The sequence below is a fragment of the Hymenobacter translucens genome (assembly GCF_020685205.1).
GTDB lineage: Bacteria > Bacteroidota > Bacteroidia > Cytophagales > Hymenobacteraceae > Hymenobacter > Hymenobacter translucens.
Genome location: NZ_JAJERB010000003.1, coordinates 55,639 through 71,653, shown reverse-complemented (window position 1 = coordinate 71,653; position 16,015 = coordinate 55,639). Strand labels below are relative to the sequence as shown.

The 16,015-nt window shown below is 62.0% G+C and carries 10 protein-coding genes; 2 read left to right on the top strand and 8 right to left on the bottom strand.

Features of this window, described 5'->3' with window-relative positions:
• Nucleotides 1–51: 51 nt before the first annotated feature.
• Both LJY25_RS07450 and LJY25_RS07445 read right to left on the bottom strand, forming a co-directional pair.
• Nucleotides 52–1,905 (bottom strand): glycoside hydrolase family 2 protein, encoded by a 1,854-nt coding sequence (locus LJY25_RS07450; RefSeq protein ID WP_227608222.1) that lies wholly within the window; start codon nt 1,903–1,905, stop codon nt 52–54.
• 273 nt (nt 1,906–2,178) lie between these two features.
• Nucleotides 2,179–3,453, bottom strand: coding sequence for an asparagine synthetase B (locus tag LJY25_RS07445; RefSeq protein WP_227607692.1), 1,275 nt, complete (start codon nt 3,451–3,453; stop codon nt 2,179–2,181).
• Nucleotides 3,454–3,615: 162 nt separating this feature from the next.
• Here LJY25_RS07445 and LJY25_RS07440 point away from each other — a divergent pair, with 162 nt between their 5' ends.
• On the top strand, nt 3,616–4,857 hold the full coding sequence (locus tag LJY25_RS07440; RefSeq protein WP_227607691.1) for an ABC transporter permease: 1,242 nt from the start codon (nt 3,616–3,618) through the stop codon (nt 4,855–4,857).
• Between the two features lie 174 nt (nt 4,858–5,031).
• Here LJY25_RS07440 and LJY25_RS07435 read toward each other — a convergent pair whose 3' ends face one another.
• The 5 genes from LJY25_RS07435 to LJY25_RS07415 form a co-directional block, all read right to left on the bottom strand.
• On the bottom strand, nt 5,032–10,650 hold the full coding sequence (locus LJY25_RS07435; RefSeq protein WP_227607690.1) for a cadherin domain-containing protein: 5,619 nt from the start codon (nt 10,648–10,650) through the stop codon (nt 5,032–5,034).
• Nucleotides 10,651–10,701: 51 nt separating this feature from the next.
• Complete coding sequence (locus LJY25_RS07430; protein WP_227607689.1) at nt 10,702–11,670, bottom strand: methionyl-tRNA formyltransferase; 969 nt, start codon at nt 11,668–11,670, stop codon at nt 10,702–10,704.
• A gap of 95 nt (nt 11,671–11,765) precedes the next feature.
• Complete coding sequence (locus tag LJY25_RS07425) at nt 11,766–12,290, bottom strand: phage tail protein (protein ID WP_227607688.1); 525 nt, start codon at nt 12,288–12,290, stop codon at nt 11,766–11,768.
• Between the two features lie 40 nt (nt 12,291–12,330).
• Complete coding sequence (locus tag LJY25_RS07420; protein ID WP_227607687.1) at nt 12,331–12,882, bottom strand: phage tail protein; 552 nt, start codon at nt 12,880–12,882, stop codon at nt 12,331–12,333.
• Nucleotides 12,883–12,913: 31 nt separating this feature from the next.
• Nucleotides 12,914–13,450, bottom strand: a complete 537-nt coding sequence (locus tag LJY25_RS07415; RefSeq protein WP_227607686.1) for a phage tail protein — start codon at nt 13,448–13,450, stop codon at nt 12,914–12,916.
• A gap of 536 nt (nt 13,451–13,986) precedes the next feature.
• On the opposite strand from LJY25_RS07415, the gene LJY25_RS07410 reads away from it, so the two are divergent.
• Nucleotides 13,987–14,571: a hypothetical protein gene (locus LJY25_RS07410; RefSeq protein WP_227607685.1), complete on the top strand. Its 585-nt coding sequence runs from the start codon at nt 13,987–13,989 to the stop codon at nt 14,569–14,571.
• 88 nt (nt 14,572–14,659) lie between these two features.
• On the opposite strand, the gene mtaB is transcribed toward LJY25_RS07410, so the two are convergent.
• Nucleotides 14,660–16,000 (bottom strand): tRNA (N(6)-L-threonylcarbamoyladenosine(37)-C(2))-methylthiotransferase MtaB, encoded by a 1,341-nt coding sequence (mtaB, locus tag LJY25_RS07405; RefSeq protein ID WP_227607684.1) that lies wholly within the window; start codon nt 15,998–16,000, stop codon nt 14,660–14,662.
• Between the last annotated feature and the right edge of the window lie 15 nt (nt 16,001–16,015).

Genomic DNA, 16,015 nt, shown 5'->3' with positions numbered 1-16,015 from the left:
ACTTCCAGGCAGGACATCGGGCTTTCGCTTTTACTGGTCTGTTACGGATGGCTACTCCGGGTTGGCGGGTAGTAGCGGAACCTCATCCCGGGAGTTAAGCAGGCCTTCCGGCACGTCGAGGGCACCGGAGTGGGGGTCGATAAGGCCGTTGCGCTCATCTTCGATGTTGGTAGCCTGGGTGTAGACGTCGCCGGCAATGGGGCGCTTCCGTAGCTCCTGCTTGAACGCCCGAATGCTGCTGGTGCGGGCCTCGGCATCCTGGGGGCCGCCGTAGTCGGGAAAGCCAAAGCCGCCCCACTCGCTGACTACCAACGGCTTCTGACGACGGTAGAAGAAGGCATCGCCAATTACCAGCGGGAAGGCGGCCGTTCCGACGAACTCCCCGTTCACGAGCCGGTCGAGCAGCTCCTGCCAGCGGGGCAGCTCGGGGGTGTACAGATGGGCCGTAAGCAGGTCGGACTTCAGGCGCCCCTCGGCCGAAATGTGCTGCCACCCGTCGTTGTCGACCACCAGAAACTGCGGATGCTCGATCTGCATGTAGTGGTAGGTGTCGATGATGTAGCGCCGCGTTTCGGGGTTGGTGGCAATATCCTGACAGCCCCAGTCCTCGTTGTAAAGGCTCCAGATAACTACGGATGGGTGGGACTCGATGAGGGCCAGCATCCGCAGCAGCTCTTCCCGGTGGTTTTGCCGGCTGCGGGGGCTGGAGGTATGGGGGCTGGGCACTTCCACCCAGAGCATCAGCCCCAGCTCGTCGGCCAGGTTATAGATGCGCGGGTCGACGCCGGCAATGTGCACGCGCACGAGGTTGCAGCCCAGCTTCTGCATGGCCCGCATATGGCGCTGCATCTCCTCGTAGGTGGCCGTGCCGGGCTGGTACAGGATGCCGTCGAGGTAAGTGGGCTGGTTGTTCAGATACACGTAGCGCCCGCGCGACTCAATCTTGCGCAGGCCAAAGTGCGTTTCAATCTGCGCCACGTAGCCTTCGGCGTCGACAAGCTGGGCCACGAGGCGGTAGAGGTTGGGAGCTTCCGGGCTCCAGAGCTTGGCTCCGGCCATTTCCATGACCACGCGCTGCCGCTTCTGCCCGGCTTCGAGGCGCAGGGGGAAGTCGGAGGTGGTAATGGGCGTGTCGCTCTTTTCGGCCCCGCGCCCAAACACCTGCAGGCGCAGCGTGTACAGGCCCGGGTCGTGAATGCGGGTGGTCAGGTTAAAGCGCACGAGCTGGTCTTCCACAATGCTGTCGACGCCGACGCGGGAGCGGAGGCGGTTACGCTCCACCATTTCCAGCCACACGCTGCGCACGGCCCCGGTGTAGGTCTGGTACCAGATGCCGCCGCGCTTGTACACGTGCGACTCCTGCTTGCCCCGGGTGGTTTCGGCATCCATCGTGTCGGCAATGCGCACGGTGAGGCGGTTGACGAGGTGGAGGTTGTCTTCGCGCAGCTCGTACGAAAACGAGGTGTACTCGCCATAGTGCACCTCTTCGCCCTCAATGGTGCGTAGCAGCCGGCCGTTCAGCCACACCCGGGTTTCGTAGCCGCAGGCCCCGAACGTGAGCTGGAGCATGGTCTGAGACCGGGATTCCTGCACTTCCGGCAAAGAGAATTCCCGTTCATACCAGGCCACCACCTTGTCCTGCCAGACCGTAGGCTGCTGCTGGCCCCGGGCCTGGGCCAGGTGGGCTTCGATAGAGCCCGGCCACTGGGCAGTGTCTTCGTAGGGGTGCCCCAGGTACCAGTGTTCCCGCAGGCCGGCGTCTTCCGCATCGTGGGCGAAGCGCCACTCGCCGTCGAGCAGGACGTGGTTGTTAAGCCGGAGCACGGCTCTGGGCAGGGGGTTACCGGTTGGTTGGGGCTGGCCTGATTCGGGTGCGGCGGGCAGGCTGGTGAAGTCGTCGGTCATCGGGGCGGCGTTGGGCACCGGCCGGCCGTAAGCTCGGCCTTGGTGCCTTGGAGGTACGGGATATTCAGCCTAATGATACGGCTCTGCTGGAAAAATGCTGCCGCTAAAATCGTGACGCCGGCAAAAGCGGCGTGCCTCTTCGAGCCAGCGCCAGGCCTGGGTCCGGACCCGGGCCCCAACGGCGGCGGTAGTTTGCTCGGACTCCGGATCAAGCAGAACACGAAAAAGCCCGGTCGTTGCGGACCGGGCTTTTGCCGTGCATTGATCGGCAGATCAGGTTTTCTGCTTTTTCTTCTTGGCCGCCGGAAACAGAATGTTATTGAGGATCAGGCGGTAGCCGGGGGAGTTGGGGTGCAGCGACAAATCGGTAGGCTCCTCCTCCACCATGTGCTGGTAGTCTTCCGGGTCGTGGCCACCATAGAACGTCCAGGTGCCTTTGCCCAGCGTGCCGTGCATGTAGCGCACCTCACCCGAGGCCTTATTGTCGCCCATTACCACCACGTCGGACTTGATAAGCTGCTTGCGGAAGGCCGTGGTCTGGCCCATAAAGCCCTTCACCGTCTTTTCGTGGTTCTGGGTAAGCATCGTGGGCACCGGGTCGTACTTGGCCGAGAAGGTGAAGAGCTGGAAGTAGTCGTTGTCCTCGTACACGCCCCGTTCCCCGGGCTGCATGTCGATGTTGGAGTACTCGTACTGGTACGGGTCGCGCACGAGCTGGAAGTCCTTGAAAGCCAGGGTGCGGTTGTAGTTGAGCTTGGATTGGGCGTGGGGGTCGGCCGGGTCGCCGTCGTACATGCTTTCCACCATGTCCACGCCCAGACCGGCCAAGGCAATGTCGTAGGTGTCGGTAGCCGAGCACATGGCAAACAGAAAGCCGCCGCCGGCAATGAACTCCTGCATTTTTACGGTGATGGCGCCCTTCATCTGCGACACCTTGCTGAAACCGTGGCGCTTGGCCGTGGCTTCGGCATCGGCCTGCTGCTGCTGGTACCAGGGACGGTTGCGGTAGGAGGCGTAAAACTTGCCGTACTCCCCGGTGAAGTCCTCGTGGTGCAGGTGGAGCCAGTCGTACTTGGGCAGCTTGCCGTCGAGCACGTCGTCGTCGTAGATCTGGTCGTAGGGGATTTCGGCGTACGTCAGCACCATGGTTACGGCATCGTCCCAGGGCTGCTTGCCTTTGGGCGTGTACACCGCAATCTTGGGGACCTTCTCCAGCTTCATCACTTCCATGTTGGCGTTGGGGTCGGCAATCTGGGCCAGAATGTTGCCATACTGGGCCTCGGAAATCACTTGGTAGGTGACGTTGCGCACGGCCAGCTCATTTTCCAGGCCCGCCGCCACGGTGCAGGCAAAGCTGCCCCCGCGGTAGTTCAGCAGCCAGTCGACCTCGACCTGCTTGCTCAGCAGCCAGTAGGCCGCGCCATAGGCTTTCAGATGCTCTTTCTGGCTGCCGTCCATCGGAATCAGAATCTGGTTGGCCCAGGCCCGGGCCGGTCCGAACAGGGCGGCCAGCAGCAGAAAGAAGGTCAGGAGTCGCTTCAGCGCCATAGGTAAAATGAAAAAGGCAGGAGGAGAAGCCGGGCTGCGCCGGCGGAACCGGGGGAGGTAAACAAATGTAGCGAAACGGGGCAGGAGTTCAGCGCATGCGCTACCTTGCAACGCCCGGGCCGGTACGGGACTGGTTTGGCGGCCCGGATACGCGTAGTTATCATGCATCTGCTAGAAAACATAAAGGAGGCTTTCCGTTCCATTCACAGCAACCTGCTGCGCACGGTGCTCACGGCCCTGATTGTCAGCATCGGAATCATGGCCCTGGTGGGCATTCTCACGGCCATCGACGCCATGAAGAACAAGCTCAACGACACCTTTGCCAGCATGGGCGCCAACTCCTTTGACATGCGGGCCCGGGGCTATTCTAACCGCCCGCGCCGGGGCGGAGTTCAGGCCAAGTCCTACCCGGCCATTTCCCTGCTTCAGGCCAAGCAGTACAAAGAGCAGCTCGGCGACGAAGCCCAGGTAGGCATCTCGGCCTTTATTGCGGGCGCCACGGAGGTGAAGGCCAACGGCAAGAAAACCAACCCCAACTCCAACGTCGTGGCCGGCGACGAGAACTACCTGCGCATTCAGAGCTACAACCTGGCTTCCGGCCGGGCGTTTTCGGCCACGGAGCTGAGCAACGGCGCCAACGTAGCCATCATTGGCTCGGAAATCAAGGACAAGCTATTTGGCTCGGCCAGCATCACCGACCAGTACGTGTACCTGCTGGGCCGGCGGTTTCTGGTGGTGGGGCAACTCGAGAAAAGCGGCAGCTCGATGGGCGGGGGCGGGGCTGACCGGCTGGTGCTGATTCCGCTCGAAACCGGCACCCAGATGCCCCGGCAGCGGGCCCTCACCTACGACATCAAAACGGCCGTAGCCAAGCCTGAGGACATGGCCTTCGTGCGGGGACAGGCCACCGGCATCATGCGGGCCGTGCGCCACGATGCCCTGGGCGAGGAAGATTCGTTTGAGGTGGACAGCAGCGAGTCAGCTATGTCGACGCTGAACAGCCTGACCGGCAACATGAAAATCGGAGGCTCCATCGTGGGCTTCATCACGCTCTTGGGCGCCAGCATTGCCCTGATGAACATTATGATGGTGTCGGTAACGGAGCGGACCCGGGAAATCGGTATCCGCAAAGCCCTGGGCGCCACGGCCCGGCAGATCCGCCTGCAGTTTCTGATTGAGGCCATCGTCATCTGCCTGCTGGGGGGCATTCTGGGCATCATCCTGGGCGTGAGCATGGGCAACCTGATTCCGCTGTTCATGCCCGGCTCGGGCTCGTTTTTCGTGCCCTGGCTCTGGATGTCGATGGGCGTGCTGATCTGCGTGACGGTGGGGCTGGCCTCGGGCTATTACCCCGCCAGCAAAGCCGCCGGCCTCGACCCGATTGAAAGCCTCCGCTACGAGTAAGGCGGCGGCATCCGGGCTGGCCAGCTGAATCTTTCCTAGGGCTCTAGTGCCCTCACCTTATGTTTCCTGTAAACCTGGGAAGCACACACGATGGGCAGGTCCGGCCCCGTCCCTACGCACAGCGCCCCGGCCAGGGTAGTGGCCGGGGCGCTGGCAGCTTGGTTGCAGACCGGCCTAGTGGCTAACCACTACCGGTCGGTGCAGTACGCGGTCGGGCAGTACGAGGCGCAGGGAGTACACTCCCGTCGGCAGGTGCCGCACCGAAGCAGACAGGTCGAGCACTGCCTGCCCACCCGAAAGCTGTTCCAGCGTGAGCACGAGCTTACCCTGGGCATTGTACAATCGGGCCTGCACCGGGCCGGCGCTTAGCCCTTCCAGGCGAACAGTGAGCTGGTCGGCGGCGGGGTTCGGAAAAACCACGGCCGTTACCACCTGGCCAGGGTCCGAGCTTAGCTTCAGCGGCACTATAGTGGAAAGATGGGCCGTGCCGTCCGTATCAACCTGGCGCAGCCGGTAGTACACGAGCGAAGCGGCGTAGCGGGCCAGGTCGGCATCCACCAGCTCATAATTGCGAACCTGAGTGGTCGTGCCTGCACCCGTAATGCGGCCCACCGGTCGGAAGGAGCGGCCATCGAGGCTGCTTTCCACCTCGAAGTAGGCGCAGTTCAGCTCCGAGGCCGTGGTCCAGCGCAGCAGGGCGTCGGCGCCCCGGCGCGCGGCTGCAAAGCGCACCAGCTCCACTGGCAGTGGGGAGGTGCCCAGGGTGCCGATTACGGTCTGGCTGAAGGAGTTCACGTTAAATGTTACCGTGCTGCCGGCGGCGTTGGCGGCAGTAGCCGCAATGGAGGCATCGAAGGCTCCGTCAGCGTTGCTGCTGCGCCGGAGCAGGCGGAGCGTACCGGCGGGGTCGGCGGCATCGGCCGCGCTGAGAGCCCCGGCGCTCAGGGAGTACGTGACGGCGGCGTTTGTAAAAGTGCCCGCGTCGTACTTGTTGATAATCCAATACGCCTCGTTGTAGTACCGGCTCAGGCCGCTGGGCTGGGTGCCCTGGGGCTTGCCGCTGAGGCGGGCCACGGTGGTGGTGAAGGTGCCGCTGCCCCCCGTGAAGTTGATGGCAACCCCCGTCCCGGTAAAGTTGGCGCTGCCCGGGCCGGTCAGCGTTTGCAGGCTGCTGACTCCGGAGCCCACGGGGGCCGTGCTGGTCATCCGCGTCACGCCGGTGCCCGTCAGCGGCCCCGAAGCGCCGCTGATAATGTCCGTGACGTTGCCGCTTCCCTCGTTGAACTGCACGTAGGACGTCAGGCCATTCTCGGTGCCGCCCAGCAGCAGGTGCCGGCGCAGGCGAATCTCATCCAACGAAAGAGTCCGTGTCCACATCGCCACTTCCTCCACCTCGCCTTTGAAGTAGCTCGTGGCCGAGGTCTTCAACAGGCCCACGTAGCGGACCGCCGTATTGACGGAAGCTCCGCCGCCGGTCGTCTGCGACCGTAGGGCCCCGTTGATATACAGACTTAGCGTAGAACCGTTGAACGTGACTACGATGTGATTCCACTGGCCCGTGGTTATGGCGTTGGTGCTCGAGAGTGCCGTGACAGCGAAGTTGCCGTTGCCGTAGCCGGCCTCGACGCGGTTGTTTTCGGCTATCGAAATGTAGGGAGAGCGTTGCGATGGGGTGCTGGGCTCGTAGCCGAGCACTCCGTTCAAGGTGCTGGTGCTACCGGTAGGCGTCGGCTTCACCCAGATTTCCATGGTGTACTCCTGGCCGAGCACGAGGTTCGCATTGCCCGTGCCCAGATCGACGTAGCCGGCGGCGGTGCCGCTGAAGCTTAGCGCCGTGCCCGCCGCCGTGCTTGGGGCCACCACTGGTCGGGCACCGGCCGGGGCGGTCACGGTGGGTGTCTGGTTTATTCCTCCCACGGTGAGGGCGGGCAGGGTGCCGTCCAGCAGGTTGCCTGCGACCGCCGTAGCGGCTACGTCGTAGGCCAGCCAGAAGTAGTTCGTGCCGGGCTGTAGTACCTGGCTGCCGCTCAGGAGAATTGAACCCGTGCCTGGGGCCGTAGCGCTGCCAAAGAGCGTGGTCGTGGCAAAGGTAGCGCTGGTGCCGGAGGAGTAGATGCGGGCTGCTGATGCGTTGGCTGGCACGGTAGTGCCCGCCGTTGTAAAGGTAAAGGAGGTAGCGGTCAGTAGCTCGTCGGTGTTGCCGTTGGTTACGACCGAAATGCGCAGGATGGCCTGGTTGGTCGAGCCGGCCACCACGCCGCGCGTAATCTGCTCGGTGGTGCTGCTGACGTAGGCGGCATTCGCCACGTTGGTCACGCTGATGGTAAAGACTTCCTCTATAAACTGGTTTTGCGCGTTGGTAGCCCGAACCCGGACGCTGTAGCTGCTTTGCGCCTCGAAGTCAAGCACAGACGCGGTGCGCAGCTCAGTGCCCACAATGCTGAAAGCGCCGTTTCCGGTGCTACCCGTGCCGGTTACCAGGGCGTACGTGTAGGTCTGGCCTGCCGTGTTGGCTGTCGCCGTAAGCATACCCACAGCCGTGCCGGCCGGTTGGTTTTCCAGTACGCTGGCATTGCTCAGGCTGATATCGGTGGGGGTAGTGGCCAGCACGGTGAAGGTAATGGCGGCGCTGTTTGCCCCGGTGTTACCGGCTGCGTCGGTGGCGGTGGCTACGACCGTGTGCATACCATCGGCGAGGCCCGGGCTCTGCGCCAACGACCAGGTGCCCGTACCGCTGGCAGTAGTCGAGCCCAGGGCGCCCCCATCCACCGTAAGCGTCACGGTGCTGTTGGGTTCGGCCGTTCCGCTGTAGGTGGGGGTGCTGGTGGTAATGGTGGAATTGTTGGCCGGCACCTGCACGACCGGCGCGGCCGGTGCGGTCTTGTCAATGGTGTAGCTTTGCCCCGATGTATAAGGCAGGTTGGATACGCCGGGGTCGACGCCGGTGGCATTCTGCATGTTCAGGCTGAGCGTGCCGCTGCCGCTGCCGGTATTCACGACTACGGTGTACGTAGTGCCCGAGCCGGATACGCTGGTAATGCTGGCTCCCGTCACGCCCACGCTGGGCGTAAGGCTGAAGTTGCCCGTGTTCACTCCCGTCACGCTCCGGGCAAAGGTCACCGTAAAGTTGACACTGCCCGCGTTGGTCGGCGAGGCATTGGCCCGGTTGATCGAGCTGACCGTGGTGGGTGGGTTGTAGCTGATGCTGGTGGAAGCAGCGACGTTACCGTTGCCGGCCCCATCCTGGGCCACGTTGGCGGCTATGCTCACCGTTACGGTGCCGGGCGCCGCCGGGGTAATGCTGAGCGTGTAGGTAGTACCGCTCCCGCTGAAGCTCGTGGCCGAACCGTTCGTTACCGTGACGTCGGTCTGAATAAAGTTTGTTACGATTTCAGAAAACGTAACCGTTACGGCAATGGGTGAGGTGGTCGTGGTAGTGGGGGCCGTGAATGCAATGGTGGGCGGGGTGTCGTCCACGTTGTTCAGGTTTACCGTGATGGTCGCCGAGCTGGTGAGCGCCCCATCCGAAACCTGTACCGTGAGGGCGAAGGTCGGGGTGGTCTCAAAGTCCAGCGCGGCCGAGTTATTGACCCGCAGGAAGTTGCCCACGAAGGTAAAGGCCGAGCCGGTGTTGCCCGCCGTGATGGAGTACGTGAGCGTGGTGCCGGCATCCGGGTCCGAGGCCGCAACCGTGCCCACGGTGGTGCCATTGGCGGCGTTTTCGTTGATGCTGAACGTCTGCGGGCTGATGCTGGGGGCCTCATTCACGTTGGTGACCGTGATGGTGAACACCTCTTCGTAGCTCCGGTTGGGTGTGCCGTTATCGGTGGTGCGGACCCGGATGCTGTAGCTGCTCTTGGCCTCGAAGTTAAAGCTGGCCGCTGTGCGCAGCTGGTTGCCTACGATGGTAAAGGAGGCATTGTCGGTGCTGCCGGTGCCGGTTGCCAGCGCGTAGGTAAAGGTCTGGCCCGCGTCCGGGTCGGAGGAGGTGAAGTTGCCCACCGGCGTACCGCTGGGCTGGTTTTCCGCCACCGTGCTGGCGCTCAGAGCAATGTCGGTGGGGGCATTGTTGAGGGTGCCCGTGACCTGAATCAGGTCCCAGGCCACTTCTTCCCGCGAGTCGTTGGTTGACAGCTCAAACCGGAAGTCCACCTGCTGCCCGTTCACGGCGGCCGGCAGCGCGAAGTCGAAGTTGGTCAGCGCAGGGGTCAGCTCAGCACCGGTGGGCAGGGTTGACAGGTCGGCCGGGTTGGCGTCGCGCCGGAGCTGCCCGTCGGCGGTGGAATTGCCGCGGAATGAGGCGAAGATGGTCCAGGTGCCGGCGCTGCCCCCGGTGCGGTAGTAGAGCTTCAGGTGGTCGGCCGACTCCCACTGGTTTTGGCTGGCTCCCAGCTTCACCTGAAAGTGCAGGTTGCTATAGTAGGTAGCATCTACCTGCCGGGTTTCCAGGATGCCGATGCGGCGCGGATCGGGGTTGCTGGCCGTGTTCGTGCCGCTACCGTCCCAGCGGTAGCTACCGCTGACGCCAGTAAACGTAGTGGCACCGGAGTTGAAGGGGTTAAGGTTGGTGCGCACGAACGCCAGTCCGTTGACGGCGTTAAACGTGTTAGAGGCGTAGCGGGTGCCTTCGCCGTCGGTTTCAAAGTCTTCGGTATAGGGAATGCTGGCCGCGCCCAGCAGGGCCGCGGTAACGGCAATGGTGCGCGAAACCGAGTTGCTGCCCACGTTGGCCTGGTCCTTGGCGCTGAAAGTCACCGTCCGGCTCCCGGCCGTTGCGTTGGTGGTGTTGGTGTTCTGGTAGGTAACCGTCCGCAGAGCCGCCTGATAGAAAGCCACCGAAGCCGTCCCGGTTAGCGTCAGCGTGCCCGTGCTTGCTACCCAGTTACCGGTAATGCCATTCTGGTTGGTAAAGGCCAGCACGTCCTGCCCATTCAAGTACCCATCCGTGATAGAAACGGTAGCCCCGCTCAGGTTCGGGCTGTCGGTATCGGTGAGGGTAAGAGTACTAGTAATGGTTTTGGGGGCGTCACCTTCGGCATAGCTCAGCGGGCCAGACTCAATGTTGGCCAGCGCCGGGGCGGCGCTGGAGGCCACGGTACCCACGACGCGGATGTTGTCGAAGCCCAGCTCTTCCTGCACGCCATCCTGCGACACGACAATCCGTACCTGCAGCGTGCTGCCACTCCCGGTCACGCCAAACTCATAGTCCTTCATCGTGGTAGTAAGGACCTCAACGGTGGTTTCGTCGTATCCCTTGCCATTGCGGTCGAAGTCCTGCTGTAGTCTTCCTTGGGTCGACTGGGAAGAGCCGGCAAACTGACCTACCGTCGTCCAGCTACCTATACCATCGAAACGCACCTGCACCTTCACGGTGTCATTGAATTCCCAGTTGTCAACCCCACCCCGAGCATCCATGAAGGCGACTCTCACCTTCAGGTTTGAATAGCCCGTCACGGTGGCGGCGGCTAACGTCACCGTACCGGCCGGCCGGTCGAATATACCGGCCGGGCCCCGGGCCCCTTCCGAGGCCCAGAAGCTGCTGCCCTCAAGGGTGCCCCCGCTCACGGGATTTACCGACCAGTTGGCAGGTGGTGTGCTGGCCGAGGCCCGCAGGAAGTACTGATTGGCTCTGACGGCTGTCGAGCCGCTCGTGCCGCCCGTAAAGGTGTTCGAAGTGTAGCGGCCAGCTACGCCTTCCCCGTCGGTTTCGAAGGATTCGGATTTAATGACGACCTGGGCCGGGGCTACCCAGGGCAGCAGCAGAAGTAGAATAAAAAGTAGGCGTGCTTTCATAGGAATAGCGCAGGAGTGAACGGGTAGGAGAAGGTGAGCTAATCAGATAAATCAAACGGGCGTGGCCATAGCGGGCAGCGGAACGGGGATGGAAAGCGGATTACCCAGAACTTCCCCGGGCTGCAGGCCCAGCGTAGCCAACTGGCTCCCGCTGAAGTAGCCCTCCTCAAGGGCCACCACGTCGAGGCGCAGCAGATCGGTATGGCCGCAGGCTACCAGCACGCCATTTTCGGCTGATGCGTGCACCAGCGTACCGGGCGGGACGTGCCCAGCCCCGGGCAGGGGCGTGCACGCCAGCAGCCGCAGGACCTGCCCGCGCACCGTGGCCAGGGCCCCCCGGTTCCAGGGGTTGGTAGCTCGCACCAGCCGGTACAAAGAGTCCGCCGGCTCCTCCCAGCGCACGCATACGTCGGCCAGGGAGGGGCGGGGCCAGTACTTTGCGGTAGTGGGGTCCTGAGCTTGTACTTCCAGTGTTTGTTGACCGAGCACTGCCGCCGTCAGGCGCGGCATCAGGCCAGCGGCGGCCAGCGCCAGCCGGCTGCGATGCAGGCCATGCGTTTCGTGAGGGCCAATGGCTACCGGCTCAGTGAGTAGCACGGGACCGGTATCGAAGTCGGCTTCCATGCGGTGGATGGTGACAGCCCCGGCCGTCTCGCCGTTGCGGATCTGCCAGAACAGGGGCTCGGGCCCGCGGTAGGTGGGCAGGGCGGCGAAGTGCACGTTCAGAAAGCCCAGCTCCGGCCCGAGGGCCAGCACCCGGGCCGGAATGCGCCACGGCAACGTAAACACCAGCACGGCCCTGGGGCGACAGTCGGCCAGCCAGGTCAGCAACTCGGCGGCCAGCCCCGGCCGGGTAAGGCGCACCACGGGCCAGCCGGCCGCGGTAGCCTGCGTGGCCAGCTGCTCCTGCTCTTCATGTCCCGTTACGGGTACCGCCACGGCCACCACAGCCTTCCGGGCAACCAGCTCGTGCAGGGCGGGCAAGCCCAGGGAGCTGCTCAAGATAACGGCAATGGACATTCCTGTAAATGTATGACTTCTAGAATGAAAGACCGCCCCGGTGACCAGTAAGCATACCAGTTACCGGGACGGTCTATTTTGCTGACTGCGACGCGTTAGGAGCGGGGCGGGAAGTAGCCGTTTATACAGATGGCATAGTTCAGCGCCATAAAGGGCTGGCGGTTTTCGTGAGGTTGGCTGCCCCCGGCATTCGCAATCGTCACCTTCAGCTCGTCGGCTGCCATCGTGGCCGGGCTGGCCGAGCTTAGGCCGTATTGGTTTGGTTCCCCGTCGCTGGGGTAGTGGTTGTTGGGGGAGGTTTCCAGTCCGCCCAGCGCGGTGGCCAGCGTCCCGCTGATGCCCGCGTGAATGTGGGCCGGCATCGTGTCTATCGTCAGCGTCACCGTTTCCGAACCCATCACCGTGCCCAGCATAGTTCCGTTACCTACGCCCATCGGTACCCGGCCGTTCAGGTTGGGAAGGGCAAAGGTTGTTCGGCCATCGCCGCCGTAGGTAGTGCCCAGCAGTGAATACAGGGCCTGGTTCGTGCTGATAGGCAACAGCTGGCCCTGGCAGAGGGCCCAATGGTTAGGGGCGTAGTCAAAACCCATCAGGCGGATTTCACCGATAAAAGCATCCATAGAGAAAGAGTTAAAAGCAGGTGGAAAAGGAAAGGCCGGATCAGGGACGGCTCGGCCAGACCCCGTTCAGGGCCATAATGTAGTTGATGCACAGCAGGGGCTGGCGGTTTTCGTGGGGCTGGCTGCCCCCCGTGGGCACGGTAGCGGCCTGCACGGTATCGGAGGCCGTCGCCTGCTTGGTGACGGGCAGACTACTGCCGTAGAACAGGTTGTTGCTTTTGGCAAACGTGGCATTGGTCGGGTCATTGCGGGTGCCCGGGGCTGCACTCACGACCAGGGTCGTGGGCTGGGTTTCGGTGTGCGTATGCACGGGCAGATTGGCGTTGGTCAACGTCACCTGCTCGGTGCCGCCCAACTGCCCGGTCACGTAGCGGGTGCCCGAGGAGGCACTGGCACCGACACCCACGGCCACACGGCCGCGCAGGTCGGGCAGGCCAAAGGTCGTTTGACCATCGCCGCCATAGGTGGTTCCCAGCAGCGCATACAGGGCATCGTATTCGGAAATCTGCAGCAGCTGACCGTTGCAGAGGGCCCATTGGTCGGGCGCGTAGTTGCCTGCGAACAGGCGGATTTCACCAATGTAGGGATCCATACTTTTTGCGGTAGAAGTGTAGCAAAGGAGATTAGCTGCGGGGCGGGAAGGTCCCGACCAGGGCGATGCAGTAGTTGATGGCCAGGGACGGCATCTGGTTGTTATGGGCCTGCTTGTTGCCCGTGCTGTTGGTGGGGCCGCCTTTCACGATGCCCGCTCCCATAGTGCCGGTTTTGGCGTCGCCATATTCCTCCGTGGTAGCATTGGCCAGGTAGGCGTTGGTAGGGTCGGCGGTGCCACCCTCGGCGTTGGTGGTTTGCAACGGGCCGGTAACAGCGTGGACGTGCGCCGGCATCTGCTCCGGAGTGAGAGTTACCGAGGCTACGCCCAGCGTTTGGCCAACTACATAAGGGGTGAGGCCCGGGGCGGCTCCCATTCCTACCGCTACCCGGGTAGCCAGATTAGGCAGGGCGAACGTGTTGACCCCATCTCCTCCGTACTGGACGCCGAGAATGGAAAACAGGGCGGTGTACTGCCGGATAGACAACAGCTGACCCTGGCACTGCATCCAGTCGTTTGGAGCATAGCCGAACGCAAATGGGCGAATCTCGCCGATAAATGGTTCCATGAAAAAAGGTTGGAAGGGTGAAGGCCGACGCGGGCGGGGCTCAGGCAATAGTGTAGCCCCCCACGCCTGCCGGAAAAAGAGCAAGGTGAGTCCTGGGAAAAGCTAGAAGGGGGAGTCCCTTCTACTTACTGAGGCAATAGGCTAGGAGTAGATGGGCGGAAGAAGGTATTCCGCCAGAGCGTAGGGCAAATGTGAAAAAAAAGAATAATAGTTTCCAAAGAATTTCAATAATTCTGACAAGGAACGCCTTTACAGCCCTCTCCAGGAAAGCTAAACCGTAACGGAACCCTTCTTTTTGGTACAGCAAGCTCTCTGCAAAACTTGGGCAGCCGGTATTGTCCATGTGCGGGCTCACGCCGCAGAATGCAGAAAGGAAAAATTCTGCTCTCTAGACAGGTGCTGTTTGTTATTCTTTTGAATAAATGTTTAACTAATGCAAATGGAAATAGTTATCAAATGCTCTTGAACCAGGCAAGGTTTTGCTGGGGTATGAAAAGTTGTTATACATTTGGCGTATCAATAGGATTTTACCCCAAATGCAAACAAATATTGCGCAGCGTTTCGCCCTGGTTATTAACGACCTAGGAATATCCAAGAACGCCTTTGCCCGCTCTATTGGCAAGACAGCAACCGTGATTCAACATTTGTTGGATGGACGAAACAAGCCTGGATTTGATCTGCTTGAAGCATTTTTTATGACTTATCCAAATGTTTCAAAGGAATGGATGATGCTTGGTTCCGGGCCACGTTATCTGGACTTGTTGGCCCCGCCGAGGCCTGTTGCAGCGGAAGCTCCCAGTGCACCGGCCGGTAGCAACCATTTACCCGAGGCCGCTGAGTCGCCGGTGGTAGCTGCCGAACCAGAAGCTACCAAGCCCCAGCCCGCTCTGCTTTCAGCCGGTCCTGATCGGCCAGCCCCCGGCACCGAATCGGAACCGGCTCCGGCTTCTGCCACCCAACACGAACCCTCTGGCCCACCGGCTGGCTGGGAGGCCGCGCTGTATGCTCAGCAGCTAAGCCACCAGCTTGCGTTGGCTGAGCAGCGCAACCAGCATTTGGTGGAACAGCAGCGGCTTATGCAGCAGATGCTGGAGCTAATGCAGCGGCAGATATCCAATTAGTCAATTCTGCCGGCCGCTTCTGATTAGTAGCCAAAAGAAAAAGCCCCGACGTGAGTCGGGGCTTTTTCTTTTGGTCTGGGTAGTATGCCTAGGCGTGGTGAAAGGCTTCGATGCCCAGTTCCTCGGCTTCCATCTGCCCCTGAGGATTCACACTCGTCAGCCGCAGCCGCTTCATTTCCCCTACCAGGAGCGGATCATATTTCACCGCTACCCGGATGTAGTTGGGGGTGAAGCCTTCCATTACACCATTCGTGACGTCGTCCTCGAACAGAACCTCGGTTTCAGCACCTTGGTGCTGCTCGTAGAAAAACCGCTTCTTCTTTTCCGAGAGGCTGCGCAGCATGGCCGTGCGGCGGTGGCGCTCCGAGCCCGGTACCGCACCCGGCAGGGATGGCGCTAAGGTGTTGGCTCGTTCCGAGTAGGGAAATACGTGCAGGTAGCTCACGTCCAGCTCGTTCAGAAACTGGTAGGTTTCCAGAAAGTCCTGCTCGGTTTCCCCGGGAAAGCCCACAATGACGTCCACGCCGATACAGGCGTGAGGCATAACCTCTTTGATCAGCGCAATCCGGTCGGCATACAGGCTGCGGCGGTAGCGGCGGCGCATCAACCCCAGGATCTTGTCCGACCCGCTTTGCAGGGGGATGTGGAAGTGGGGCATAAACCGCTTGGACCCCGCTACAAAGCGGATAATGTCGTCGGTGAGCAGGTTGGGCTCACAGGAGGAGATGCGGAACCGGTTGATGCCGTCGACCTCGTCGAGGGCCTGCACCAGGTCGTGGAAGTTCTCGAGCCGCTCCCGGTCGGGGCCCTGCAGGCCGAAGTCGCCGAGGTTGACGCCTGTGAGCACGATTTCCTTCACGTCGGTCTGGGCCAGAGCCTGCACCCGCTCTACTACGCTCTGCACGCTGCCCGAACGGCTTTTGCCCCGGGCCAGCGGAATGGTGCAGAACGAGCAGGAGTAGTCGCAGCCATCCTGCACTTTCAGGAAGGTGCGGGTCCGGTCGCCGAAGCTGTGCGCGGCGTGAAACTCGGTAGCCTCGGCAATGGGGCTGGCGTACACGGTGCCCGGCCCGGCCGCGGGCTTCTCAAACCCGGCCAGGATATCAACCAGCTGAAACTTCTCGGCGGCGCCCAGTACGGCGTGCACCCCGGGGATTTCGGCAATTTCCCGGGGCTTCAGCTGGGCGTAGCAGCCCACGATGGTGACGAAAGCGTCAGGGTTATGCTTCAGGGCTTCCTTCACCACTTTCCGGCACTTGCGGTCGGCGTGGTCGGTGACGGAGCAGGTGTTGATGACGTAGATGTCGGCCGCGTCCTCGAAGGAGACTTTGCGGAAGCCGCGCTCCTCAAACTGCCGGCCAATGGCTGACGTTTCGGAGAAGTTGAGCTTGCAGCCCAGCGTGTAAAAGGCAACTTTTCTGGTTTCCATAAGCAAGACCGCAAA